This is a genomic window from Pseudomonadota bacterium (genome assembly GCA_026388215.1).
Lineage (GTDB): Bacteria > Desulfobacterota > Syntrophorhabdia > Syntrophorhabdales > Syntrophorhabdaceae > JAPLKF01.
In genome coordinates this window covers 1-25,623 of record JAPLKF010000028.1, presented here as the reverse complement: position 1 = coordinate 25,623, position 25,623 = coordinate 1, and the positions used below count along the sequence as shown (strand labels likewise).

The window sequence follows — 25,623 nt, the reverse complement described above, 5'->3', positions numbered from 1 at the left end:
ACATTTATCTTTACAAAAAAAGGCGGGTGGGCAATTGTTCAACAGGGCATGAACGGGCAGGAAAAAAGGGCACGGCGTTACCAGTGGCTCTCAAGGGATAATCTCGATGTGACCTCAGATCCCCATACAGGCATTACCTGTGATGAAAGGAAGGATGTGCTAAATCTTGTTGCCAGGGAAAGTGAGGGGGCAAGGGGTTCTATGGTTGATTTTGTGAAAGAGTATCCCGATACCATGATAAAAACCTGGAATAAAATCTCCTTTGCCATGCCAGAGAGGCATTATATAAAATCCACTGATATAAATGAAAAACGTTTGTTTAAGATGTTCAGGGTCATACATGAATCTCAACCGGTATCGTTTAAAGACCTCATCCAGATAAACGGCGTTGGCCCAAGAACTATCTCTGCCCTTGCACTTATATCTGAACTTGTATATAAAACCCCTCCAAGCTTTAAAGACCCTGCACGGTTCAGTTTTGCTCACGGTGGCAAGGATGGTTATCCCTTCCCTGTTCAGAAAAAAGGCTATGAACAATCTATAGAATTTTTAAAAACATGCCTTGATAAAGCAAAATTAGGGGATAGGGATAAACTTGAAGCCTTCAAAAAGCTCTCGATACTTTAATAAAGGGGAACATTGAAGCCTTTTTTTCTTTCCCTATTCAAATTCCTCTGATTCTTCAGCTGAATAAAAAAGGTACAGGTCCTCTCTTTTTATCTTATCCAGATCGCTACCAAGGAGATATTCCTCTACATCGTTCCGTAAGGCTATAGCCAGTTTTTCGAGGTTGTTCAGTTTTTCTGTAACCCCGTATTCATACAACATATCTTTTATGGTATGAAAAAGATCTTCGCTGCCATAAAGCAACATCCCTTCCTGAAGAATCTTACACGCCACCATATGCTTAAAGGTGTCAAAGCGGACCTGATCCCTTACTCGCTTCAATCTTTTCACGACATAATCGATCTCTTCCTTCAAAGAAGGTGCAATGAGAATTCTGTGTTTTTCGTGGTAGATAGAATCATCAAGCCTTTTGATAAAATCATCAGAGAGCTGGTCATCCACAACAACAATTAAATCGATATCTGAGCCCTGGACCATTTTCCCGGTACTCTTCTCTGGACGAGGGACATCATGGGCCATATTATAGACAATGTCCCCGGCAACGATAAAGCAGACCCGATGGTCCTCTGGCCATTCATCCTCAAGCTGCCTTCTCACATCAGAAACAATGTTATGAGCCAGTTCAAATTTTGATCTACTCACCTCCTCAATATGATGCTCAATCTCCTGAGCCCTTCGGGCAAGTGCGTCTGGTTCATAGTCAAGCCCTATTACCGAATATGTCAAAAACTCTCTGAGGATGGATGGGGAAAGGCGGGCATAACCGTCCACACGACGATCAAGCCTGAGATACCTGGTTCCCAGTGTTCTCATCAGCAATTTCTTTGAAGCATTACATGCCTGCCATAGAATTAAACTGTCTCCTTCAATGGCTTCCCTTAGCTCAGACCCTGTCAAGGGCCCTCTTGCCTTTATGAGCTTGACGACTTCTTTCTCCATATTCTCATTGTATCATAAAAACTGTCTGGAGATACTGCCAATATTCTTTGGATGAACCAATGATTTTCAGTGGCAAAGCTTTGACAACAGCCTGTAATGAACTGACTTTGTTATAGTCCCTTATTATAATTCCTTGATCTTTATTCCCTTCTCTTTAAGGGCCTTTTTGTTGATGAGCAATTTCCTGGCAGCAATGTTGTCCAGCACATATATGAGATTACCACCTTCTTCTGCATACCTCTGACCATAGGAAATGGGAATATCGGGGGTTACCTCACCAAGCAACGATTCGGTGACTGATTCGACCTTTCGTTCACCATTAGCCAGCAGTACAACAGTTTTTGCCTCATAGACCAGTTCGGCACCCATACTGATAGCATAGCGGGAAGATTCTTTTTTTGAGGGGAAATGCCCGTCGGCTATAGCGTTCGCTATCGTGTTCTCATCAAGCTTAACCAGCATGACCCTGCTGCCTTTGAAGGGAATCCCTGACTCATGGAAGGCAACATGGCCACGTCCCCCGACACCGATAATCTGCAAATCAATGCCCCCAACCCTGTTAATTTTACGGGCATAACCATCCAGTATATCCCTTCGTATCCAGGCCAGATATTCAGAAGACGTTTTTGCTTTAATGGCTATTGACCTGCCTGCATCGGTTCCCATCAGGCTCCAATCGTCAGGATGGGCTCTAAGGGCATGTATCAGCTGATTCTGGTCAATCAGGGCGCCATATGGTACGTTAGTTTCAATAAACTTATTGGTAAGAAGACCAAAAAATTCCTGTATCATAAAATAACAATAACTTTCCGGATGTATTACACGTTGCTGGGGGTTTTCGCCAGGGAGGCCCACATACTCATCGAGGTTGAAACTCCGGATCCTTCCGCTGTCAAATTCACCTGCATTTGCTGCAAGGGCAAGGTGTTTATAAAGACCTGTAGGTGAGTTTCCTGTTGCAAGTCCCAGAACAACCTCCCTTTTTTTGTGGGATATCTCAACAATATGTTTCTTTATGATCTCAGAAGCTATCTTGCTCATATGCTCAAAATTCTGGGTCACAAAAATATTGATAGGCATCCGCTGTCTCCTTAATGTAGTGATTGTTTAAGGGTCATGGATCAGCCAAGCAAACTTCTTAATATATCTGCAATCTGCTTACAATATTTCTCAGTAAGCTCATTGCTTGGTCCCTCAACCATTACCCGACAAACGTTTTGAGTGCCGGAATAGCGAACTAAAACCCGGCCCTGGTCTTTCAGTTCTGCCTCAACCTGTTTGATTGCCTCAACCACCTGAGGAAGTGTAGAAATCTCCGGTTTACTCTTCACCTCTACATTTATTACCTTTTGAGGGTATACATCCATAATTGCCGCCAGTTCAGAGAGAGGTTTGCCTGTCTCGATCATGGCAGCTATTAGTTGCATGGCTGTAATAATACCATCACCTGTCGTGTGATGATTGAGAAAAATCACGTGACCGGATTCCTCCCCTCCAATTACACTTCCCAGGCGTTGCATGTCCTCTAAAACATACCTGTCACCAACCCTGGATGCATGGTGTTTAAAACCGTATTTTTTGCATGCGATTGTCAGGCCGAGGTTGCTCATCACGGTGCTGACAAGGAGGTCGTTTTTTAACCTGCCCTTTTCTTTTAGCATCCTGGCACAAATTATCAACACCTGGTCGCCGCTGATCGCATTACCTTTTTCATCCACAGCAATCAAACGGTCACCATCACCATCAAAGGCAAGCCCAACAGCTGCACCGGTCTCTACCACATGTTTTCTGAGGTCCTGAGTATGCTGTGAGCCGCAATTATCGTTAATATTAAGCCCGTTAGGATTATTATGAATAACCTCAACATTTGCGCCAAGCTCTATGAAAGCATCGGGTGCAACCTTATACGTTGCTCCGTTTGCTGTATCCAGGACTATCTTAATCCCTTCCATTGATAATTCACGGGGAAAGGTATTTTTCAAAAACACAATGTATCGTCCATGGACGTCTTCAATACGGTGGGCCTGACCCATATCCCTGGGGGGCGGCACCATCTCTGGCAACTTACCGTTCAGGACGAGATTTTCAATAACCTCTTCCTGCTCATCAGATAATTTGAAACCATTACCGGAAAAAATTTTGATACCGTTATCCTGGTATGGATTATGGGAAGCTGAAATTACAATCCCTGCATCAGCACGCATACTCTCGGTGATGAAGGCTATCCCCGGGGTTGGCAACACACCGAGTAAATAGGGATTACCACCCATTGAGGTAATGCCTGCCTCAAGTGAGCTTTCCAGCATGTAACCAGAGATACGGGTATCTTTCCCGATTATTATCCTTGTTCTGTGATGTTCCTTTTTCAACAGATAAGTGACTGCCTGGCCAACGGAAAAAGCAACCATGGCATCCATTGGATAGTGGTTGGCTTCCCCCCTGATCCCATCGGTACCGAATAATTTTCCCATATATGTACACCCCCAAAGAGATTTAACTGATTCTCTTAAACATATTTAAGGAAGGCAGGATTGCCCCGGCTTTCTGACAGTAATCACCAACGATCTGGTCAAGCCATTGTATGCCTTCCTGCGAAGTATCATCAGGCAAGCCCTGTATTGTCTCAATGTAGTTTAGGCCCTTGTCTCTCTTTTGTTCATCAAGGGCCTTGAGAAAACGATTGCGATGTTCTATGTTAGGATTGCCCGTAATATCGCGAACAAACAATTCACGGATAAGATGAACCTTATCGTGAAACTCACCTTTGCCTGCTTCACCCTGTCTTTTAGGCCCGCCCTTTTCAGAAGAAACAGATATTTTGCCCGCCATGTCCTCAAGCCTTTTGATACGTTCATTCTTTGCCAGACTTAGCTTGTCAATTAGACCGGCATAGATGAGGTCTCCAAATTCCTGCCCTTTAAAGAACGATTGCCGGACATGTATATACCACTCTTCAAGTGCCACCAGATTGGCAAGATAAATGATGTTATTTTCCACTACACGAGAAATACTGGTATAGGTCATAGGACTGATGTCGATTACTGCACCCGGGTGACTTTTTCCAATAATCAATTTATTCTCTGCATATACATCCTGACGCAAAATAGACCCTGCGGCGACAATGTTCCCATAGCCCAGACGCAAAGGCCCAACCAGACCTCCCTGTCCACCAAGGAAAATCGGCGGTTGATTGAGCATTACACCCCTGGGCACATCACCAATAAGCGATGCTGTAGTTTTGTCTCCGTCGGGGGTGAAATTAAAATGGATGTACGAGCTACCAACCTCGCTGTGGTTCTTACGGCTGGTTCCCCCTGCCATCAAACAGTCGCAGAAGTTAATCAAACTACCGAGGGTAACGAAAGGAAAAAGGATTGTCTGCTTCAGGCCAACACAGTGCGCTCCGCTGGCCTGCTCCTCCAGGATACACCCTTCTCGCACATGGGCGCCAAGACCCATACTCGCCTTTTCAAGAAAAACTGTCCTGTTGAAATATCCCCCTTTGAGTTCAACCCTGGGTCCAATCTGGCAGTCTTCAATCGTTACCGGGCCTTCATAGCCAAGATGTGTTCCCGCAGAAATGACTGTCTTTTCACCATAAATCCTGCAGCCTGGATAAATCTTGACCCCGCTACCTGAAATATGTTCAATCTCAACCTCTTTACCTATATCAAGGGTTAATGGGTTGGGTATGTTTACACCTTTATCGATGAGACGGATTATTTTATCATGACCCTTTGGTTTGAGCTCCACCTTATCCACAGCCACTCCTTACTGTTTCCCCTTCATTCCTGAGTGCCTATTGTTATCTGAATCATCTTCTCCAGAGAGAGGTATTTCTTTGCCACCATATTCACATTTTCTTTTTTCACCATCTCGATAAGCTTAGGCCACACCTTGAAGTAATCAGGCTTCAGCCCATACACAGTATCAAGGGACATACTCGTTGATATGGCGCTGTTAGATTGCATCTTTACATAATGGTTCCCGACAAGATAGTTTTTCGCATCCTCAACTTCCTTATCTGTAAAACCATCCTTTATTATCTTCTCGATTTCAGCCCTGACAATATGCTCAACCTCTTTCGTAAGCCTTTTATCCGTTCCAATATAGATACCTATTCCGCCTGTTTCATAAGCCATTTGATTAAAAAAGGTCAATGCATATGCGTATGGCTTCTCTTCCCTTAATATCTTATGTATTCTGCCACCCATGCCGGAAAGTATTGCATCCATTACCTCTATCGCATGTCTGTCTTTGTCTAAAATCCCTGGCCCCAAAAAGCCAAAGATCATATGGGTCTGTACAATATTTTTCTCTACATGGACTTCCCTCTTTACTGGCATGGCAGGTACCTTTTTTTGTAGAACATTGGCCCTGCCCTTCCACTCAGAAAAGAGTCCATCTATTAGCCTCACAAGTTCTTTTTCATCTACATCACCAGATACAGCGAGAACCGCATTTTTAGGGCTCACATAATTCCTGTAAAACCCTTCAAGTTCATTCAATTCTATCCTGTCTATATCATCCTCTCTCCCAATAGGGTCTTCCTCATAGGGATGTCCTTCATATAATACCTCATTAAATCGCCTGAAGGTGTATGTAATAGGGTCATCATCCCTTTGCCTTATATCTGAAAGTACCTCTCTTTTGACCCTTTTTAATTCCTCTTCTTTCAAAATTGTTGAGGTAAGTAATTCCTTTAAGAGAACAAAAACCTTTTTTATATCCTTGCTCTGAAATTTGCCTGACATGCCGAAAACATTTTTTCCACTAAAGGGGGACATGTCCCCTGCAAGCAAATCTATTTCCCTCGCAATTGTGGCTCCGTCTTTGTCCTTTGTGCCCTTAAGTAGCATCTTTGAAAGAAGGTTAAAGATACCGCTTTTACCTTCCGTCTCCTCTTTAAGGCCACCAACGAAACTAATTCTGAAAGAAAAACTTGGTGACGCCTGATTCCGATTTATTACGTACTTGAATCCATTATTCAGTTCAAATGTATGAGGGTTAGAATGGCCTTTCGGTAATAGCACAACAAGACTCTTATCTTTCCCTGAAATATATTTCACTAACACCCTTTTCACATCTTCTTTAGTAACCTTATCTACACCCCTTAAATATTTATCAAGAAAGTGTGGATCATCTGTTATCGTCTGGAAATTCCCTATCTCCCTTGCCCTGCCCTGAGCTGTCTCCGCTCCATAAATATAAGATGCCCTTATCATGTTCTTTGCCTTCTCTATCTCCCATTCGGTAGCCCCGTCTCTGAGTAGCCTTTTCACCTCTTCATCAATCTCTTCAGTAATTGAACCATATTCCTTCCCTTTAAAGGTTGCAAGGATAATAAAAAGACCTGCTTCTTTTGGTGTAAATAGATACGTAGAGATGTTCGTAACAAGACCCTTTTTATTTTTCAATTGCTCCTGGAGACGGGAGCTCTCCCCTTCTCCCAGAATTGTTCCTAAAACCTCCAGAGAAGGGATGTCCTCATGCACCATAGGCGGGATAGGATAGGAAAAGGCAAGATAGCTTTCCCTGACATTTTTCTCTATAATCTTAACCCTGTCTTTCCTTTTTTCCTGCCCAACATTTCTCTCAACAGGGGTTTTGGGGTTCTTGTCATCATATCCCGCTACATGCTTCTCTATCAGTTCTCTGGCCTTTTTTTCATTAAAATCCCCGACTATCACGAAGGTCATATTCTCTGGTCTGTAGTGGGTTTTGAAATAATTCTTTATATCATCCCTCGTTATGCCTTTTACTGTGTCCTCATAACCTATGATGGGTCTTCCATAGGGATCTCCTTCATAGCTTAAAGAGAACAGCTCTTTGAAGAGTTTTCTCTGCGGCCCATCCTCACCCATTTTAATCTCTTCTAATATTACCTTCTTCTCTTTTGCAAGTTCTCCTTCCGGAAAGGAAGGACTTCTGACCGCATCTATAAGCATTTCCAGCCCTTCTTCAAAGGCCTTTTTCGGTATCACGATGTGGTATACTGTATTATCATAGGAGGTAAATGCATTGATGCTTCCTCCAAGCGATTCAATCCTCGATGCCATTTCATTGGCTTTCAGCTTCTCTGTGCCTTTAAATATAAGATGTTCTATAAAGTGCGTAATGCCAGCAATCTTATACTGCTCATATTTGCTACCTACCCTTACCCAGATCTGAGCCGCCACAACACCTGTATCTTTTCTTTTTTCAAATATACATTGTATACGATTATTTAGGGAGAAGACATCCATCGCACTTACCACCACTACATTTAATAGACCAAAAATAACAAAAGAAAGGAGGGGAATCCCTATAAAAAAGAAAGGCCCTTTTTTAAAGGGCCTTTCTTCCTTCTTTAAAGGCCTTAATGTTAAGTTCATGCAGTTTTTCCTTGAGTAGCCCCTTTATTGCCTTTATCCATTTCTCCTCTTTAATTTCAGGGAAGAAATTAGAGAAGGCACCGATTAATACCACATTCGCAGCCTGCACATTCCCGAGCTTTGTAGCTATTTCCTGCCCATTTACCATACAAACATCCTCTTTGAAGTACTTTTTAAAGATTTTCTCAACATCCTGAGGATACTGCGCCAGCCCAAGGTTTACTGCAGGCGGGAAGATCTCCTGCTTATTGATCACTATCTTCCCTCCATCTTTCACCCAGTTTATATACCTGAGCGCCTCAAGAAGCTCGAAGGAGAGAAGGAAATCTACATCCCCGTACTTAATGAGCGGGGAATACACCTTTTTACCGAATCTGAAATGTGTGGTAACATCTCCACCTCTTTGTGCCATTCCGTGAACCTCACTTTTTTTCACGTCATAGCCCGCATCAAGGAATACCTCGGTTAAAATATTACTCGCGAGGATTGTACCCTGACCGCCAACACCTGAAAGAAATATATTTGTAACCTTACCGTTCTTTTTCATCATCCACCTCCTCATACCTTTCCAGGGACTATGGCTTCAAACTTACACACCTGGGCACAAAGCTCACAACCCACACAGACTGCCTTATTTATCATAACAGTCCCTTTTCTCTTATGGCCATCCTTTGTTTCTCCTGCCCCCTCTTTCCAGCTTATCGCAGGGCATCCAATCTCAAGGCACATCTTACATCCCCTGCATTTATCTGTGACTATCATATAATAGGGGTTTGCGAATTTTCTCTTTTCCCTTCTGAGCATAATGCATGGACTGTTTGTTGTTACTATCACCGAGGGTTCATCCCTTTCCAGCTCTTCCTTTACTACCTGCATGGTTTCCTTGACATTATAGGGGTCTATTTTCCTTACATTTTTTATACCCAATACCCTGGCAAGTTCCGCATAATCGACCATATGCGTTGATTTCTGTCTCACAGTAAAACCGGTTCCCGGGTGTTCCTGATGACCCGTCATAGCCGTTATCCTGTTATCAGCAATAATGGTGGTTGAATTACCTTTGTTATATGCAACATCCATAAGTGGTGTCACCCCTCCATGGAGGAAGGTAGAGTCGCCAATAACTGCACAGACCTTCCCGAGCCCTTCTTTACCGAGTGCCTTCATTGCACCGTGGGCCCCTCCAATGCTTGCGCCCATACAAATACAGGAGTGTAATGCACTAAGCGGTGGGGCTGCACCAAGTGTATAGCAGCCGATATCACCAAAAACATAAGCGCCGAGTTTCTTAAGTGAATAGAACAGCGCCCTGTGTGAACAGCCAGCACACATATTTGGTGGTCTTCTTGGCAGGTCTGCTGGTTTAACCTTTATCTTTGGTGGTTTGTAACCCTTTCCTTTTATGGCCTGTTCGACAATCTCTGGAGAAAGTTCATACATATTCGGAATCACATCTTTCCCATGGAATATTTTATAACCCATAGCTTTAATCTCTGTCTCGAGGAACGGGTCAAGCTCTTCAACAACAATGACCCTTTTTACCTTCTTGAAAAACTCTGCAATAATCTTTTTTGGAAGTGGCCATACCATGCCAAGCTTGAGATAAGAATATTCCGGAAAAACTTCTTTTGTATAAAGATACGCTACACCGCTTGAGATAACCCCGATATTTTGACTATTTATTTCCATTTTATTATATTTAAACTTATCTGCATAGGCTTCGAGTTTTTTCATCCGCTCTTCAACAATCTTACGTCTTACTCGGGCATTTATAGGCACCATCACATACTTTGGGACATTTTTAGGATCAAGCCCTAATGGCACCTTCCCTTCTTTTCTTTCCTCCAATTTCACTGGAGAATCTGAATGTGACACCCTTGTCTCGCCTTTTAAGAGCACCGGAGTATCAAACCTTTCACTGATTTCAAATGCAATCTTCGTAAAATCCTTACATTCCTGAGCATCACATGGTTCCAGCATTGGAACCTTTCCGAACCTTGCCCAGTTCCGGCTATCCTGCTCATTTTGTGAACTATGGAGATTAGGATCATCACATACAACAATAACCAGGCCTGCTTTAATACCAGTGTAGGCAAGTGTCATGAACGGGTCAGAGGCAACATTCAATCCCACATGTTTCATAGATGCCATAGCCCTTGCCCCTGCTATTGCAGCCCCGCTTGCTACCTCAAGGGCCACCTTTTCATTTGTAGACCATTCAACATAAATTTCCGGATAGCTGTCTGCAATTTCCTGTAATATCTCAGTGCTTGGTGTCCCGGGGTAGGCACATGCGACCTTTACGCCAGCCTCCCAGGCGCCTCTTGCAATCGCGCTATTTCCCTGCAATACCTTTTTCATATTTCCCCCATCTGGCATAACGCCTAAATTTTATAGTGTAAATGCTTCACCTCCTTCTCCTCAAGCTATTTTTATTGTACTTTTATGGCTTGTTAATAAATTCACTTATTATTTTCTACAGAAATTCCTGACTTTGTCAAGTTATTTAGTAAGCATTCAGCTGTTAGCTCTTAAGCAGTCAGAAGAATAGAACATACCCTTAAGTACTAAAAGCTAATAGCTGATCCCGCCGGAGGCGGGATCAGTAGCTAAATGCTTATACATGAGATGCCAAAAACTTCACAATCTCATATGTTCCTCTTAACCCTTCTTTCAGATTTTCAACCGATATCCTCTCATTTACTCCATGCATCCTGAAAAGCTCTTCTTTCAAAATGGTTACAGGGAAAAACCCATAGGCCAAAATACCGAGATTTCTAAAATAACGTAGATCAGTTGCGCCGGTTGTGAGAAAAGGCAAGGCAGGGATTGGTCCTTCTATCTCACGGATCACCTGACATATACCCCTAAAATACCGTGTATTATAGTGAGAAGGTATAGGGTCACTTATCCCACTCACGATGGGTATAACCTCTACCTCTTCACCACACAACTTCTTTATTCTTTTAAAAAATCCTTCATGGTTTTCTGTTGGTAATAATCTTGCATCAAAGTAAGCTGAAGATTCTGTTGGTATTACATTTACCTTCTCTCCACCCTTTAATATAGTAAGTGTTAATGTGTTCCGGAGCAAAGCGTTATATACGGGGTTATCCTGAATAAATTTTCTAAAGCTTTCATTACGTAAGGCTTCCTTTAATTTGGTGAAGGTAAATCCCTTACCCTTTTTACCCTTTAAAATACCATTGAGGTACGCACTCACAATTTTGGTAGGTTTAAATGGCCAGTTGTATGATAATATTGCCTTTGATGCGTTTACCACCTTCTCGTTTGCATTATCTCTATGGGGTATAGAACCATGGCCACCTGTTCCTTTAGCCTTTATCATAAACTGACCCAACCTTTTTTCAGAGACAGAGATCTGGGCATGAGAAACTCCATCCTCTTCCGTGATACACCCTCCTTCGCTTAAAACAAAAGAGGCATTCTGAAGTTCCTTAACCTTATCCAACATGTATTCCACACCATATTTTCCACCTATTTCCTCATCACAGGTTGCAAGAAACAGGAGATCCCTTTCTGGTGTTATTCCCTCCCTATATAAATTTATAAATGATAGAAGCTGACATATCACTTGGGACTTCATATCAATAGCTCCTCTACCGTATATAAACCCATCCTTAAGCTCTCCGCCAAAAGGATCCACCTCCCAGCCTTCCTCACGGGCTGGGACAGTATCTACATGGCCCAACAATACAACAGGACCCCCTCTTTTTTTCCCTTTTATGCGCGCCAGAATGTTTGCCCTTTTTGGTGCGGGCGAAAAAACCTCGCCTTTTAGTCCCCCCCTCTGCAATATATTTTCAAGAAACAAAATTGCTTCTTCCTCGTTCCCTGGTGGGTTTGAGGTGTCCAGTCTTATAAATTCCCTGAGTAATCTTACTGCACGGTCAAGTTCCATCATGGCTTTGGCTATTTGTCCTTTCACGATTTGTTTTTAAAAAACAAAAGGATCATTATCTTTATGATATATAATCCGGCAGGTACATAAAAATATAGGGGACTACCTATCCCGTATAACTACTTTTTGGCCTTTTTTGTCTTCGTTTTTACAGTCTTCTTTGTAGCTTTCTTTGGTGCTGCCTTTGTGATTCCACAACCCTTTACCCCACAGGTCATATTCCCACCTCCTTTTTAAAATCCATCTTATGCAAAACAGGATTTTTTGTCAATAATTATATGGCTACTACTTCTTTTACTTCGGGTATTTCTTGTTTTATTGCCTTTTCTACGCCCATTTTTAAGGTCATCATGCTCATGGGACAACTTCCGCAGGCACCTGTCAATTTTACCTTTACTACACCGTCTGCATACTCGACAAACTCGATATCCCCGCCATCTCGCTGTAAAAACGGCCTTATCTTGCCAATTGCTTCCTCGACCTTTTCTTTCATCTTTGCCTCCAGTGGTACTGTAACCCTCTTTAAAAGATTCTACTTAATATAGCCTCAATTGGGGAAAATGTAAACAAACATCATCCAGAAGAGAGGGGTCAATTATGGGTCTCCTATTGAATCTCAACCTTTATTTCTTTTGGTACGACCTTGTGCGACTTTGGTACAGTAATCTTCAGGACACCATCTTTATACGTTGCCCTTGCCTTATCAGCAATGACATCTGTAGGTAGCTGAATGATCCTCTGGAATGAACCACATGCCCTTTCTGACCTATAGCACTCCTCGTTTTTCAATTCTTCCTCTTTTTTCCTTTCTCCCTTCACGGAAAGTTTTTCTTCAATAATTGATATGAATATTTCTTTCGGGTCAATGGCAGGGATATCCATAGTAACTATCACATCCTTTTTTTGTCTCGTGTACGTCGACAGGTGGTATCCAGGTATCATCTTTTATTGACGGAAACCCTGTTTTTCCAAAAAAATCTTCGAATAGTTTATCCATCTCTTCTCTCAATGATGGGAATCTTGTTTCCCATAAGGACTTCCATGGTGTTATAGGCATACCAATCACCTCCTAAAGATTTTTTATATATTGTTCACGTGTTCACACCTTTCTTTAAAAGCCTTTTCCAAAAGCTCACAACACCTGATGGATGGAAGAACAACTGAATAAGCTCCCATTCATCCTCACCCATTTTATTAAACAACCCGGAAAGGTTATCCAGCTGCTCTACGCCAACATCATGAACCTCACACTCACCATCGGGTCTACATGCATAAACAATATTATTGTGGGGATCAACAACTATCCCTTTTTCTTTCAAATCCTGCATCGAAAATATTTTTACCGTATATTCATACTTCATACCTCATACCTCATTTCTTTTTATACTATCTTTGATATAATATTAATGCATTCAATAATATTTTTAAAGTGGCAATGGAATATTTTCCAGTATATTTAAAAACACACTCAGAAGGCATCCTCACCGAAAGGATAGAAGAACTCGAATCGAGGCTCAATCCCTGTGTACTGTGTCCAAGAACATGCAGAGCCAATAGAATGGTTGATGAATTGGGATACTGCAAGGCACCTTATAAAATCTATATTTCGTCAGCCTTCTCCCATTTCGGTGAAGAAGCCCCCCTCGTCGGTATAAACGGCTCTGGTACAATATTTCTCACCCACTGTAATCTAAAATGTATATTCTGCCAGAACTATGAAATAAGCATCTATGGAGAAGGGACACCCTGTTCATACGGAAAGCTGGCAACCCTCATGGTAGAACTTCAGAAGAGAGGGTGCCACAATATCAACTTTGTAACCCCTACCCACTATGTCCCCCAAATTTTAAAAGCCCTCTCAATAGCAATCGACAACGGTCTTTCAATCCCCCTTGTATATAACTGCGGTGGCTACGAATCCATAGAGGTAATAAAGCTACTCGATGGTATAATTGATATATACATGCCAGATATAAAATTTTTGAGCGGAGAACTCTCTCAAAGGTTCTGTAAGGCACAGGATTATCCCCAGGTGGTAAGGGACGTGATAAAGGAAATGCAAAGACAGGTAAGCGATCTATACATAGACGAAAATGGTATTGCAAAAAGAGGGTTACTCATACGGCACCTTGTAATGCCTTCTTTCGGGGAGGATACAAAAAAGATCCTGCGATTTGTGAGGGATGAGGTGTCAAAAAATGCCTTTATAAACATCATGGCCCAGTACCACCCATGCCATAAAGCCGGTGAGTACCCGGAAATATCAAAAAGAATTACAAATAAAGAGTATTTTGAAGCAATTGACTATGCGCGCACTATTGGGCTCATACGTGCATCTAATCATTGAGTTTTTTTCTCAGGATTTCATTCGCCTTCAAAACTTCCTGTGCATCCTTGCCTGTTATTTCCCAGCTATAGCCCCCCTTCCCATCCTTTTTCAGCTTGATCTTGACCTCACCCTTTAAGCTCTTTTTTATCTCATCCATCTCCTGTTTATACTGCGTTTCAATGGCCTCACCTTCAGCGGTTTTCTGTTTGTTGGGGGTCTCGGTACCCTTGCCACAGGAAAAAAGTAAAAATATGATGAGGAATATTGTAAAAAATTTCATACCGTCATAATATAATTTTCAATACATCCTTTTCAATAAAATTGTGGAGGGTTTATGAATATACATACTCAAAGAAGCGGCACAGGAGAAAAATGCATATTAATCCATGGGGCTGGCGGGAGCTCGCAGTCATGGTATTTTCAAAAAAAGCATTTACAGGAATCAATGGAAGTGATACTGATAGATTTACCCGGACACGGGAAATCCCATGGCAATGGATGTGATACGATTGAAGAGTTGAGGGATGCTATGTATACAACAATTCAAAGGGCACATATAGAGAAATGTTATATGGCTGGCCATTCAATGGGGGCTGCAATCACCATGTCTTTTGCCCTTTCTCATCCGGATATTTTGAAGGGTATGATTCTCATCGGAACCGGGGCAAAACTGAAGGTCTTTCCTGAAATTCTTGAAGGGGTTTTAAAAAACAAGGAAAAGACTATCAAAAAGATAGTTGAATTTGCCTTTTCAAAAAAGGCTTCACTCACATTGAAAGAAAATGGTTTTAAAGAGATGATGAAATGTAAAAAGGAAACAATATACAGGGATTTTTACGCATGTGACCATTTTAATGTCATGAATTCAATAAATAGGGTACAGATTCCCACACTCATTATATGTGGAAAGGATGACCTTCTTACACCACAAAAATACTCTGAGTATCTTCATAAAGAAATAAAAGGTTCCAGGCTCAGCTTCATTGAATGTGCAGGCCATATGGCGATGCTTGAAGAACCGGACGAAGTGAATAAGGCAATTGAGGAATTCATTGCGGATTGCGGATTGCGGAATAATACAAAGAACAGAGAAAGGGCAAAGAAATGGCTACACTAAAGTACGGAGTTAGCCAGGGAAAAGAAAAGGCACTCCATTATAAAATGGAACAGCTCAATATAAAAGAATCTGATATTGTAGAGCATTTTGTCCGTTCACGGGGGCATGGTGGTCAAAATGTCAACAAGACTTCAACATGTGTTTATTTAAAACACCTCCCTTCAGGAATCGAGGTAAAATGCCAGAGAGAACGTTCTCAATCATTAAATCGTTTCCTTGCCCGCCGCATCCTTGTGAATAAAATAGAAAACGCCATACTTGGTAGGGAAAGTGAGGAACAAAAACGTATTGAAAAAATAAAAAGACAAAAACGTAAGCGCTCCAAACGGGCAAAAGAAAAGGTGCTCGAGTTAAAACATATTCAGTCAAAAAAGAAAAAATCCCGCACCTTTAAACCAGACCCTTCTGAGTATTAAGAAATATAACACCTCAAGGAATGTCAGAAAAAAACAAAATCTGGTATAATAAGGTATGGCAACATTAGACAGCGAATTCAGAACAGGAGATAATCATGGATATAAATGAATTAGAAGAGCTTTTACTGGTATACCTATATGATAAAGCCGAGGCTGAAGTCCACAGCTACTTTTTCTTCCCCTTAAATGAATTTGCTATCTCAATTGGTGCTAACGATATGCAAAATATTTTGGAAGTTGCAGAAAGGTTGGAATCAAGTGGCCTCATAATGCTTTCTCAAGACCCCCTTGGACAGATAAACGCCCTCATCAATTTAGAGGGAATTTCATTCGTAGAGGATGGTGGAAAAACCGGCATTATTAAGAAATATCGTGACAATCCAGAAACCTTTATTAAAATTAAAGAAGAAGACGCCAATATCTATAATACTACACAGCATTTCAATACTGTACAGTTTATACCCGAAGCAACCCAGCATGCCACAACCGATTATATCCCCAAAGTGACTCAACAAGTTCCAACCGGTATTGATGCAAAAGGTTTAATTCTACAAATTATCGATGTCCTGCTAAACGATGATTCTATAGATGCTACCATGAAAGAGGATTTACTTCGAGATATTGAAACCGTCAACATCCAATTAAACAAAAGTACAAAAAATAAAATGCTTATCGAGACATTACTCAATGAATTATCGAGCATACCGTCCATTGCGCTTCTGGTGGCACAATTGAGCTCCTTTGTTTAAGTCAGCTTATAAGCAAAATAGCCTCCATCGCTTATTGGTTGCAATTTACCATAAGATATAATAAGTAATACAAAGAGGAGGGCTTTATGGGGTTCAGGCTTGACCACATCGGTCTGGTTGTCGAAAATATAAAAGAATTTGCTGAAACACTTTATGCTCTTGGTTTAAAACCAGGAACAGAACAAGTTCCAAACCCCTTGCAAAAGGTATCTGCATCATTCGTGAACGTAATAGACGGCCAGGATGTGTATATTGAACTCCTTGAACCAACCGACAGTTACTCGCCCATAATAAACTTTCTCAAAAAAGGAGGTGGCGGGTTACACCACCTCTGTTTTGAGGTGGAAGATATTGAGGAAACCTCGGCTAAGCTTGTGCACAAGGGATTTCAAATGGTCTCACCCCCGGAGGATTGTGCTGCCTATGATAAAAACCTTAAACGGGAATGTAAAAACGTCACAAGGATAGCATTTTTCCTGATTTCAAAGAAAATCCTAATTGAGTTGATAGAAAAGGGCAAATAAAGATAAGGAGACAATAGAGATGTCTATCACAAGAGAAAATGCGGTTGGACTGCTCAATCAGTATATAAAGAATGAAAGGATGTTGAACCACTGTTATGCGACAGAAAGTGTGATGAGGGCATTAGCACATAGATTAGCTCAGGATGAGGAAAAATGGGCACTTACTGGTTTGCTTCATGATTTAGATGTGGAGCTTGTAAATGCTGATTTGACAATACACGGTCTGGAAACAGAGAAAATCCTTAAAGAGAAAGGTGTGGACCCTGAAATTATTGATGCAATTGTGATGCACAACGAGACTGTAAGCAATAAAAAACGTCATACAGAATTCCAGCATGCCCTGGCAGCCGGAGAAACTATTACAGGACTGATTATTGCCACTACCATGGTATACCCCGATAAAAAAATCGCCAGCGTAAAACCAAAATCTGTGGTCAAAAGGATGAAAGAAAAGGCTTTTGCAGCATCGGTGAACAGGGAAAATATTATGGAATGCGAAAAGATCGGTTTGTCTTTAGATGAGTTTGTTGAGATCTGTCTGGATGCGATGAGAGAAATCAGTGAAAAATTAGGCTTATAAGGAAATAAACCGTAAGTGTCCAATAATTTGTTTACCTACCTCAATATACTGGAGAAAAGGTTATACCAGCTGATAATCACAAGACTCAATGGCGACAGGATTGAATCTCAAGGGTATCAGAAAAATATCATAGAGCTTGTCAAAAAGGGGATTGGCGGGTTCATTCTGTTTGGCGGTGAAAAGGATAAGGTAAGGAGATTCATTCACCACATCCAGTCTATCTCAAAAATACCACTATTTATCGCATCCGATATTGAACACGGCGTGGGTCAGCAGATTATAAACACTACCATATTCCCCTGTCAGATGGCTTTTGCAGCAGCTATTAATAAAGACGTCCCTGAAGATGTGAAAATTTTAAGGGATGCACTGAAGGCTATCGCTTACGAGGCAGCTGACTGTGGAATCAATATGCCTCTCATTCCTGTGCTCGATGTGAACCAGATGCCTGATAACCCCATTATATGTACAAGGGCATTTTCCGATAAGCCTCAGGTTGTGGCATGGTTTGGTTCAGAATACATAAAAGCAATCGAAGATACAGGGCTCTTAAGCTGTGCGAAACACTTTCCGGGCCATGGTGATACATCGATCGACTCCCATATTTCCCTTCCCATCATAACCAAAACTAAAGAAGACTTACTGAGTGCAGATATCATGCCTTTCATGCAGGCAATAAAGGATGGCGTAAGCTCAATCATGGTTGGCCATTTAAGCATTCCCTCCATTGATAAAAAACCTGCGAGCCTGTCAAAAAAGGTCATTACTGATCTACTGAGAAAAGAGCTTGGCTTTGAAGGTCTGATACTTACAGATGCCTTAATGATGAGCGCCCTCAAAGATGCAGGGGATGTTCCAGTTGAATGTGTAAATGCAGGGGTTGATATTTTGCTCCACCCTGCCGATGCCGATGATATGGTGAGCAAACTTGTGTCGGCGATCGAAGCAGGTAAGGTTAAAGAAAAACAGATAGATACTGCTGTGAGCCATATTGCAAAAGCGAAGAAGAAACTCTTACCCCGGTTAAAGGAATTTAAAACTCTACGCTCTACACTCTACGCTCTACGCTCGATAGTTGATTACCCCGGGCACAAAAAACTTTCTGAGCAGATTTCTGACATGTCTATAACCCTTGTAAAGGATAAGGATAATTTTCTACCAATAAGAGATACCGGTGGTACTCATATTGTATTTGCAGGGGACAGCACGTTATATGAATCTTCTCCTTTGAAAGATTATTTTTCACGGTCCATTGGCTTGGATGGAATAAAGGACAAGATAGCCCTCTTTGCTATATTCACAAATGTTGCCGCATGGAAAGGAAGTTCTGGTATAAATATGAGGGAGCAAGAGCGCATTATAGGGTTAATACAACATACAAAAACATCCATAGTCATTGCTTTTGGAAGTCCATACATCCTGAGGTATTTTAAAGAAACCGATGTACTTATTGCGGCGTATGATGGAACAGAGCAGGCACAACGTGCTGTTCTTAAATGCCTGATGGGAGAAAGTCCGTTTAAGGGAAGGCTTCCGGTGAGCATTTATGAGTGAAAAATTAACCCCCTATTTTAAAATATTCTATAGCCGCCGTATGGCGGTGATGGTACTGCTGGGTTTTTCATCAGGTCTTCCCCTTCCGCTCACCAGCGGCACGCTCCAGGCATGGCTGACCACTACTGGTGTGGATTTACGCACCATTGGTATCTTTTCACTTGTGGGACTGCCTTATACAATAAAATTTCTCTGGTCACCACTCATGGATCGTTTTGTGCCACCGTGGCTTGGAAGGCGCCGTGGCTGGATAATCCCAACCCAGCTTGCTTTAATGCTCGGCATTACCTCCATGGTACTTGTTTCGCCACAGTATGCACCACTGGCGCTTGCCTTATTGGCGCTTATCGTTGCATTCACCTCTGCCTCTCAGGATATAGTTGTGGATGCGTATCGCACTGACCTTCTGCCCGAGGTTGAGCGCGGCATAGGGGCTGCAACCTTTATAATGGGTTATCGCATTGCCATGCTCGTTGGAGGTGCCCTTGCGCTCATATTATCTGACCAGATAGGCTGGCAAAATACCTACCTTATTATGGCCGGATTAATGATAGTGGGTGTGTTCGGCACATTTTTAGGTCCGGAACCTGATGGAAAAATAACCCCACCAAAGAATCTGCAAGAGGCAATATGGGGTCCCTTGAAGGATTTCTTCTCCCGCCCCAGGGCATTAATTATTCTGCTATTTATTGTGCTCTATAAATTAGGGGATGCATATGCGGGAAGCATGACTACCCCATTCCTCCTCCGTGGGATTGGTTTTTCTGCAACAGACGTAGGCACAATAAACAAAGGCATGGGGTTTGTCGCCCTGATTGTTGGGGCTATGTATGGAGGGGCCATTATGATAAAGCTCGGCCTGTTCCGCTCGCTCATGATATTTGGACTGTTACAAATGGTGTCCAACCTTTCATTTATGGTGCTTGCATGGACAGGAAAAAACTATGGAGTGATGATATTTGCGGTGGCATTCGAAAACCTGTCGGGTGGTATGGGGATGGCAGCCTTTGCTGCATTCATTATGGCATTGTGCAATAAGCGTTATAGCGCCACACAATTTGCACTCCTTTCATCGCTCTCTGCACTTGGTCGGGTCTTTATCTCACCCACATCCGGATATGTTGTGGAATCTACAGGATGGGCAATATTCTTTTTCATCACGACCCTCACCGCCCTGCCAGGGCTACTACTTCTCTGGTGGCTTAAGGATGAGATCACAAATTTAAAATAGGAATAAAGGCTCGCCGGTACGCTTTTTCTCCGCTCCGGGTACCCACCTCGGTGGGTGTTCAAAATATTTATCTTTTTATTGCTTTTTCGCTCAACCTTTCAAACTTTAAACAAAAAATCATACTGTAATACCTTAGTAATATAATATATTATATTAAATATCTATTATATTACTATTATTATATTTTATATTTCTATTCTTATCTTTTATATAATGATACTAATCTCTTATATTACTATTCTTATCTTTTGTTAAACTATTACTAACTATTATATATTTTTTTTAATCTTTTATGTAAGATTTTGCTTGACATTATATTTTTATCATATCTATAATGTATTGCAGGTAGGAATATATGGCGAGGAAGAAGTCAGAGGAAGAGAAGAAATCGATCCCAGTTATTGTGCGTTTAAGCAAAGAAGAGAACGAGATTTTAGAGAAAAGGGCTTCCATTCTCGGGATGAATGTATCTGCTTTCCTGAGATTGCTTATACGGAGGGGGAGGATAGAATTGGAAGAAAGGGAGCATAAAATGTAAGAAAGGAGGTGAGCATAATGGCGGTGAAGAAAAAAGTAGCAACAAAGAAGAAAGTAACAGGTAAGAAGAAATAAGGGGGGGGGCGGAAGCCCCTTCCGAACCAACAACTTAAGGTGCCGAAGGCGGATATAAAGGGCTTCCATTCTCGGGATGAATGTATCTGCTTTCCTGATATTGCTTATGCGGAGGAGGATAGAATTGAAAGAAAGAAAACATAAAACGCAAGATAAGGAGGTGATAAGCAGATGACAAAAGCAGATTTTATTGCAAAAGTAGCGGCTAAGTCAAAATTAAACAAAACTCAGGCGGAAAAAGCGGTAAACTGTTTCGTTGACGTGGTGAAAGATGCTATGAAGAAAAGCGACAGACTTATCCTGGTCGGCTTTGGGACCTTTTCAGTAGCTAAGAGAAAAGCCCGGAAAGGAAGAAATCCCAAGACCGGCAAACCGATGATGATTCCCGCAAAGAAGGTACCTAAATTCTCAGCGTCTCCATCCTTCAGGAAAATCGTTAAGTAATGTCCTTCCCAAAGGCATCCTCTCGCTCCCCTCTTCTTTTTGAGAGGATGCCTCCTCCACTCCCGTCACCCAGATCCTTATTTTAGCCCTTTGGTTGAAGTACCACAACGCCAGGTTTATCAGCAATATACTGTTTGAAATTCTGGTCTACTACTTTTCTGCATTCCTTGAGGGATGAGGCATGCCTTAAATAAACTGTGTTCCCATACTTAATGATAATCCCTGCATGAGAAACATCCAGCCCCGGTATGTCCGCATATATCCCGACATAATTCCCCGTTCTCAACTTATTTATGACCACACTATCCATGGCCTTCGCCGGTATATAGTTGATTTCCTGCTCGTAAGGGTCAATTCCCGGCAGGAAATATGTGCCATCCTCCTTTTTATTCAGGACCTTCCTCACGCTTTTTATCCTGTAAACACCTATGTCTTCAGTAATATCATTCACAAACCTTTTGTTGAATCTTTGCCAATCTGTGAAAAAATGATTTCTGTTCTCAAAGGCAACTTCTCCTGATTTGTATCTCACCTTTTTAAGATTCTCTTTGAATTCAGGGAAAGAAGTGGATAGACGCATTGCCTCTACATAATCAATAAAGGTGAAACAATCAACACCTTCGAGATTGATCACTAAAACCTCAGGCGTAATAATGTCACCGATTAATGTTGATTCCCTATAATTCACATGGAGTAATTGTCTGGACAGAAAGTCTATCCGCTTGCCCACATCCTCAATATGAGAGGCCTCACGAATGATGTGGCCCAGCTCGTCCCGAGACCACTTGCCCAAAATAATCCGCTCCTTTTCTTCACTCATAAACTTACTGTATTATATTCATTTACTATTTTCAATCCATATGTGTTTGTTTATGCCCGTGATTTCTGTTATTATTGTGCTCATATGAAGATTATTGATATCCATACCCACGGCATAGGTGGCTATGATACGAAGACACAAGACCCTGAACATATCCTTAAAATAGCAGAAATACAGGGCGCTCACGGTGTTGCTGAAATAATGCCCACGATATATTCCTCACCTATTAAGGAAATGCGGGGGAACATGATAGCTGTCAAGAAAGCGATGGAAATTCAAAAAGAAGGGGATAGGGGGCAGGGGATAGGGGGCAGGGAACAAAAAGTAAAGAACAGTTCAGAGTTCGGAGTTCAGAGTTCGGAGACAAAAAGTTCTTCGCTCATTGCTCATAGCTCATCGCTCATAGTTGGTGTTCATCTTGAGGGTCCGTTTCTTAATCCATCACGATGCGGAGCACTCGACGGTACATCATTCCTTCAACCAACAGAGTATAACCTCAAAAAACTCATTGAAGGTTTTGAAGATATGATAAAGATCATCACCATCGCACCCGAGTTGAAAGATACAGTAAAACTCATCAAAACTATATCTGACATGGGAATTATCGTCAGTATGGGGCATTCAGATGCTACATACACAGAAGCAGAGGCTGGCTTCCATGCAGGAGCCAAAGGGATTACCCACATCTTTAACGCAATGCGTGGCTTCCATCATAGAGAACCAGGCATCACAGGTTTCGGGCTCCTCAATAAAGATGTCTATATCGAGGTCATAGGAGACCCTTATCACCTTAGTCCAAAAACAATCGAACTCGTATTCAAGGTAAAAAACCCCAAAAAAATAATCATTGTCTCAGATTCAGTGAAAGACACAAAAATTTCCTCAACAACCCAGGGCGTAACAGATACCCATGGCAAACTACTCGGCGGCTCGATTACTGTCACTGAATCAGCCAGAAGACTTATTGAAATGGGTTTTGATAAAAAGGTTATCATGCAGTGTATAAGTAAAAATCCTGCATCTTATCTGTATAAGTAAGCAATTCGTTCTCCACTTTTGGCTGATGGCTGACCGCCAATAGCTATCTCTTATCCGATGTCTCCTGATTGTGTTTAAAGAAGACCGGGCACACTCACAGCATACTGGATCAGAATGGATTTTTATGATATCTATCAACATATCGACTGTATCACCTGAACCTATATCGTAAAGTGCGAAGATGGCACGAACCCTAACTTTTTAATCTTCTTCGATAACATCCCCCGTACAAAGGAACAAGGGATACACATTTTACTGCCTTCTGCTTACCCTTTGCCTTTGCTATTTTAAAGTTATTTTACCGAGCACTACACTATGTTTCGCACCTGTTGCATTCGGCAGGTTTCCTGGGTTACCCATCAATGTCTGGTATCCGAGTATCGCAAAACTGATTGCCTCTTTTGCCTCCGGAGGTATCCCATACACAGAAATGTTGTTGACGACAATACCCCTTTCTCCAAATTTACCTTTAATGAGGCTCATAAGAAATAAGTTTTTTGTCCCCCCTCCAGTTACTATAACTTCATCAGGCTGAAAAGGAATGATTGCATTATAGATGCTAATGGCTGTCAGGTAAGTCAGGGTTGAAAGCATATCCTGCCTGGTAAGTTTTGTATTTCTCTTAAGAACCTTCCTTAAAAATGCTGTTCCAAAGACCTCCCTGCCTGTAGATTTTGGGGGCCTCTTTTTAAAGAAAGGATGGGATAAAAGTTTATCCAGAAGATTACTATCAGGTTTTCCTGATTTTGCCATAGAACCGTTTTTATCAAACGATGACCTTCCTGCCGAATAAATTTTCGCTGCTTCATCAATCAGTGAATTACCGGGTCCTATATCAAAGGCAATGGTATCGCTAATTCCCTCTTTTACAATCGTCGCGTTCGCAATCCCTCCGATATTCAGTATTGCCCTTGTCTGCCCTTCTTTTCTAAAAAGCAAATAATCTGCAAGGGGCACTAAGGGAGCTCCATGACCACCTGCAGCCATATCACGTGTTCTGAAATCAGATATAGTGAGGATTCCTGTCCTTTCTGCAATAATGGAGGCTTCGCCTATCTGAAGTGTTGAGCCCATTTTTCTCCCTGATGGAGGTATATGGTAAATGGTCTGACCGTGAGAGGCTATGGCATCCACATCGTTTGGTTTGATGTCTGAGCTTCGAAGCAATGATAATGCAGCCTCTGCAAAAATTTCTCCCAGTGTGAAATTCAATCTACATATACGTTCAGTATCGCCATCAAATGCCCTGCTTATCTCCTCTCGTAAGGATTTAGGATAATTAATATGAACATGACTGATTAATCTTACTTCGATGGGGTAGGATTCGAGGATTCGAGGATTCAAGGGTTCGAGTGGTTTTAAGATACTTGACCCCTTAAATACTTGACCCCTTGAATCCTTATTGTTTGATCCAGACTCCCGAGTCCCGACCCCTGACCCCTGACCCCTGACCGGTGTTATCTCCACCAGTGCCGCATCGACACCATCATGCGATGTCCCTGACATGAGGCCAATGATTTTCATAGAAACACACCTTGCGATGGACGATGGACGAGGGTTTTTTTATCTCTCTGCTCTCTGCTCTCTGCTCTCTGCTCGTGGCTCATAGTTACCTTTAAGTCATATGTAGGTATAGTAGCGCCCTCAAAGAAAATAGAAAACAAAATAAAACCGATAACAATAGAAGCGGCTATAATCCACTTTTTTTTCAAATCTAAGTTTAACAAAAACAAAAGAATCACTATTACTCCGAATGCCAGACAGAAGGGACAAAAAACCTCATTCCTTATCTGAAATCCAATTAGAAAAACCTCTACCCCAATGCAGGTAGATAAAAGTATAAGGAGAAGCAGATCTTTTTTAAAAAAACTAAGAAATATCAAGGTCACCATATAAACAATCCCGATATATTTTAGGTCAATACCAAAAATATTCCCCTTCAGGTACGAACAAGAACTTCCGCAAATGCTATAAAAAATAATAATACCAATAGCAATAATAGATAGTATGATATTTATCAAATATTTTCTTTTTTGCAGCGCTTCAAGCATACGTTAATTTACACCAACTGCTTTATGAATTCACCTAAAAATGTCTGTTTTCTCTAATATAGAGTAATTTGTATCTTGACATATTATGGGCATATGCTTATAATTCTCTATAGAAGGAAATAATCGTTATGGCAAGACCGAGAAATTGTAGGAGGGTAGGATGTCTTCCTGGGAGCCAATATTTCAAACCAAGAGGTATTCCCCTTTCTACCCTTGAGGAAATAAATTTAACGGTTGATGAATTTGAGGCTATTCGTCTTGCTGACCTTGAGGGTTTGTACCAGGATCAGGCAGCT

Annotated in this window: 29 protein-coding genes; 13 read left to right on the top strand and 16 right to left on the bottom strand. The window is 41.7% G+C overall.

Going from position 1 to position 25,623, the window contains the following annotated elements:
* Positions 1–627 (top strand): DUF763 domain-containing protein (locus NTU69_02255; protein MCX5802351.1); only part of this gene is annotated, 627 nt, incomplete at its 5' end.
* Positions 628–660: 33 nt separating this feature from the next.
* Here the strand turns inward: NTU69_02255 and NTU69_02250 are convergent.
* The 12 genes from NTU69_02250 to NTU69_02195 all read right to left on the bottom strand — a co-directional run bounded on the left by NTU69_02250 (position 661) and on the right by NTU69_02195 (position 13,223).
* Positions 661–1,566, bottom strand: coding sequence for a hypothetical protein (locus tag NTU69_02250; GenBank protein ID MCX5802350.1), 906 nt, complete (start codon positions 1,564–1,566; stop codon positions 661–663).
* Between the two features lie 123 nt (positions 1,567–1,689).
* The gene (locus tag NTU69_02245) at positions 1,690–2,646 is read right to left on the bottom strand and encodes a 6-phosphogluconolactonase (GenBank protein ID MCX5802349.1); all 957 of its coding nucleotides are present in this window, start codon (positions 2,644–2,646) and stop codon (positions 1,690–1,692) included.
* Between the two features lie 41 nt (positions 2,647–2,687).
* Entirely contained in the window at positions 2,688–4,037 is a 1,350-nt protein-coding gene (glmM, locus tag NTU69_02240) for a phosphoglucosamine mutase (GenBank protein ID MCX5802348.1), read from the bottom strand.
* Positions 4,038–4,059: 22 nt separating this feature from the next.
* On the bottom strand, positions 4,060–5,328 hold the full coding sequence (locus NTU69_02235; protein ID MCX5802347.1) for a UDP-N-acetylglucosamine pyrophosphorylase: 1,269 nt from the start codon (positions 5,326–5,328) through the stop codon (positions 4,060–4,062).
* 23 nt (positions 5,329–5,351) lie between these two features.
* A complete protein-coding gene (locus NTU69_02230; protein ID MCX5802346.1) occupies positions 5,352–7,940 on the bottom strand; it encodes a pitrilysin family protein in 2,589 nt (862 codons plus the stop codon).
* Positions 7,894–8,490, bottom strand: coding sequence for an indolepyruvate oxidoreductase subunit beta (locus NTU69_02225; protein MCX5802345.1), 597 nt, complete (start codon positions 8,488–8,490; stop codon positions 7,894–7,896). The genes NTU69_02230 and NTU69_02225 overlap by 47 nt, the downstream gene beginning before the upstream one ends.
* Before the next feature lie 8 nt (positions 8,491–8,498).
* Positions 8,499–10,301: an indolepyruvate ferredoxin oxidoreductase subunit alpha gene (iorA, locus tag NTU69_02220; protein MCX5802344.1), complete on the bottom strand. Its 1,803-nt coding sequence runs from the start codon at positions 10,299–10,301 to the stop codon at positions 8,499–8,501.
* Between the two features lie 256 nt (positions 10,302–10,557).
* The gene (locus tag NTU69_02215; protein ID MCX5802343.1) at positions 10,558–11,889 is read right to left on the bottom strand and encodes a M20/M25/M40 family metallo-hydrolase; all 1,332 of its coding nucleotides are present in this window, start codon (positions 11,887–11,889) and stop codon (positions 10,558–10,560) included.
* Between the two features lie 247 nt (positions 11,890–12,136).
* Positions 12,137–12,355, bottom strand: coding sequence for a NifU family protein (locus tag NTU69_02210; GenBank protein MCX5802342.1), 219 nt, complete (start codon positions 12,353–12,355; stop codon positions 12,137–12,139).
* A 113-nt stretch (positions 12,356–12,468) separates the two neighbouring features.
* Positions 12,469–12,744 carry an Hsp20/alpha crystallin family protein gene (locus tag NTU69_02205; protein MCX5802341.1) on the bottom strand — a complete coding sequence of 92 codons (276 nt, stop codon included), beginning with the start codon at positions 12,742–12,744 and terminating at the stop codon, positions 12,469–12,471.
* On the bottom strand, positions 12,725–12,919 hold the full coding sequence (locus tag NTU69_02200) for a hypothetical protein (protein ID MCX5802340.1): 195 nt from the start codon (positions 12,917–12,919) through the stop codon (positions 12,725–12,727). The genes NTU69_02205 and NTU69_02200 overlap by 20 nt, the downstream gene beginning before the upstream one ends.
* 34 nt (positions 12,920–12,953) lie before the next feature.
* Positions 12,954–13,223 (bottom strand): hypothetical protein, encoded by a 270-nt coding sequence (locus NTU69_02195; protein MCX5802339.1) that lies wholly within the window; start codon positions 13,221–13,223, stop codon positions 12,954–12,956.
* A 74-nt stretch (positions 13,224–13,297) separates the two neighbouring features.
* On the opposite strand from NTU69_02195, the gene NTU69_02190 reads away from it, so the two are divergent.
* The gene (locus tag NTU69_02190; protein ID MCX5802338.1) at positions 13,298–14,209 is read left to right on the top strand and encodes a radical SAM protein; all 912 of its coding nucleotides are present in this window, start codon (positions 13,298–13,300) and stop codon (positions 14,207–14,209) included.
* Here the strand turns inward: NTU69_02190 and NTU69_02185 are convergent.
* Positions 14,199–14,471, bottom strand: coding sequence for a hypothetical protein (locus NTU69_02185; protein ID MCX5802337.1), 273 nt, complete (start codon positions 14,469–14,471; stop codon positions 14,199–14,201). The two genes, NTU69_02190 and NTU69_02185, sit on opposite strands and share 11 nt — an antisense overlap.
* 54 nt (positions 14,472–14,525) lie before the next feature.
* On the opposite strand from NTU69_02185, the gene NTU69_02180 reads away from it, so the two are divergent.
* From NTU69_02180 to NTU69_02140, 9 genes are all read left to right on the top strand, one after another.
* Positions 14,526–15,308, top strand: a complete 783-nt coding sequence (locus tag NTU69_02180) for an alpha/beta hydrolase (GenBank protein MCX5802336.1) — start codon at positions 14,526–14,528, stop codon at positions 15,306–15,308.
* Positions 15,296–15,724 (top strand): peptide chain release factor-like protein, encoded by a 429-nt coding sequence (locus tag NTU69_02175; protein MCX5802335.1) that lies wholly within the window; start codon positions 15,296–15,298, stop codon positions 15,722–15,724. The genes NTU69_02180 and NTU69_02175 overlap by 13 nt, the downstream gene beginning before the upstream one ends.
* A gap of 95 nt (positions 15,725–15,819) precedes the next feature.
* Entirely contained in the window at positions 15,820–16,473 is a 654-nt protein-coding gene (locus tag NTU69_02170) for a hypothetical protein (GenBank protein ID MCX5802334.1), read from the top strand.
* An 86-nt stretch (positions 16,474–16,559) separates the two neighbouring features.
* On the top strand, positions 16,560–16,997 hold the full coding sequence (locus tag NTU69_02165; protein ID MCX5802333.1) for a VOC family protein: 438 nt from the start codon (positions 16,560–16,562) through the stop codon (positions 16,995–16,997).
* Between the two features lie 19 nt (positions 16,998–17,016).
* Positions 17,017–17,577, top strand: coding sequence for an HDIG domain-containing protein (locus tag NTU69_02160; GenBank protein ID MCX5802332.1), 561 nt, complete (start codon positions 17,017–17,019; stop codon positions 17,575–17,577).
* Between the two features lie 15 nt (positions 17,578–17,592).
* Complete coding sequence (locus NTU69_02155; GenBank protein MCX5802331.1) at positions 17,593–19,131, top strand: hypothetical protein; 1,539 nt, start codon at positions 17,593–17,595, stop codon at positions 19,129–19,131.
* Positions 19,124–20,362, top strand: coding sequence for an MFS transporter (locus NTU69_02150; protein MCX5802330.1), 1,239 nt, complete (start codon positions 19,124–19,126; stop codon positions 20,360–20,362). The genes NTU69_02155 and NTU69_02150 overlap by 8 nt, the downstream gene beginning before the upstream one ends.
* Before the next feature lie 355 nt (positions 20,363–20,717).
* Positions 20,718–20,900: a hypothetical protein gene (locus NTU69_02145; protein ID MCX5802329.1), complete on the top strand. Its 183-nt coding sequence runs from the start codon at positions 20,718–20,720 to the stop codon at positions 20,898–20,900.
* Positions 20,901–21,145: 245 nt separating this feature from the next.
* Positions 21,146–21,418, top strand: a complete 273-nt coding sequence (locus tag NTU69_02140; GenBank protein ID MCX5802328.1) for an HU family DNA-binding protein — start codon at positions 21,146–21,148, stop codon at positions 21,416–21,418.
* Between the two features lie 82 nt (positions 21,419–21,500).
* Here the strand turns inward: NTU69_02140 and NTU69_02135 are convergent, their stop codons facing one another.
* Positions 21,501–22,238, bottom strand: coding sequence for a DUF1460 domain-containing protein (locus NTU69_02135; GenBank protein ID MCX5802327.1), 738 nt, complete (start codon positions 22,236–22,238; stop codon positions 21,501–21,503).
* An 84-nt stretch (positions 22,239–22,322) separates the two neighbouring features.
* Between NTU69_02135 and NTU69_02130 the strand changes: the two genes are divergently transcribed.
* The gene (locus NTU69_02130) at positions 22,323–23,276 is read left to right on the top strand and encodes an amidohydrolase family protein (protein ID MCX5802326.1); all 954 of its coding nucleotides are present in this window, start codon (positions 22,323–22,325) and stop codon (positions 23,274–23,276) included.
* 282 nt (positions 23,277–23,558) lie between these two features.
* On the opposite strand, the gene NTU69_02125 is transcribed toward NTU69_02130, so the two are convergent.
* Complete coding sequence (locus NTU69_02125; GenBank protein ID MCX5802325.1) at positions 23,559–24,800, bottom strand: anhydro-N-acetylmuramic acid kinase; 1,242 nt, start codon at positions 24,798–24,800, stop codon at positions 23,559–23,561.
* Positions 24,797–25,327, bottom strand: a complete 531-nt coding sequence (locus NTU69_02120; protein ID MCX5802324.1) for a hypothetical protein — start codon at positions 25,325–25,327, stop codon at positions 24,797–24,799. The genes NTU69_02125 and NTU69_02120 overlap by 4 nt, the downstream gene beginning before the upstream one ends.
* Before the next feature lie 128 nt (positions 25,328–25,455).
* On the opposite strand from NTU69_02120, the gene NTU69_02115 reads away from it, so the two are divergent.
* Positions 25,456–25,623: DUF134 domain-containing protein (locus NTU69_02115; GenBank protein ID MCX5802323.1), on the top strand; the 168-nt coding region annotated here is incomplete at its 3' end.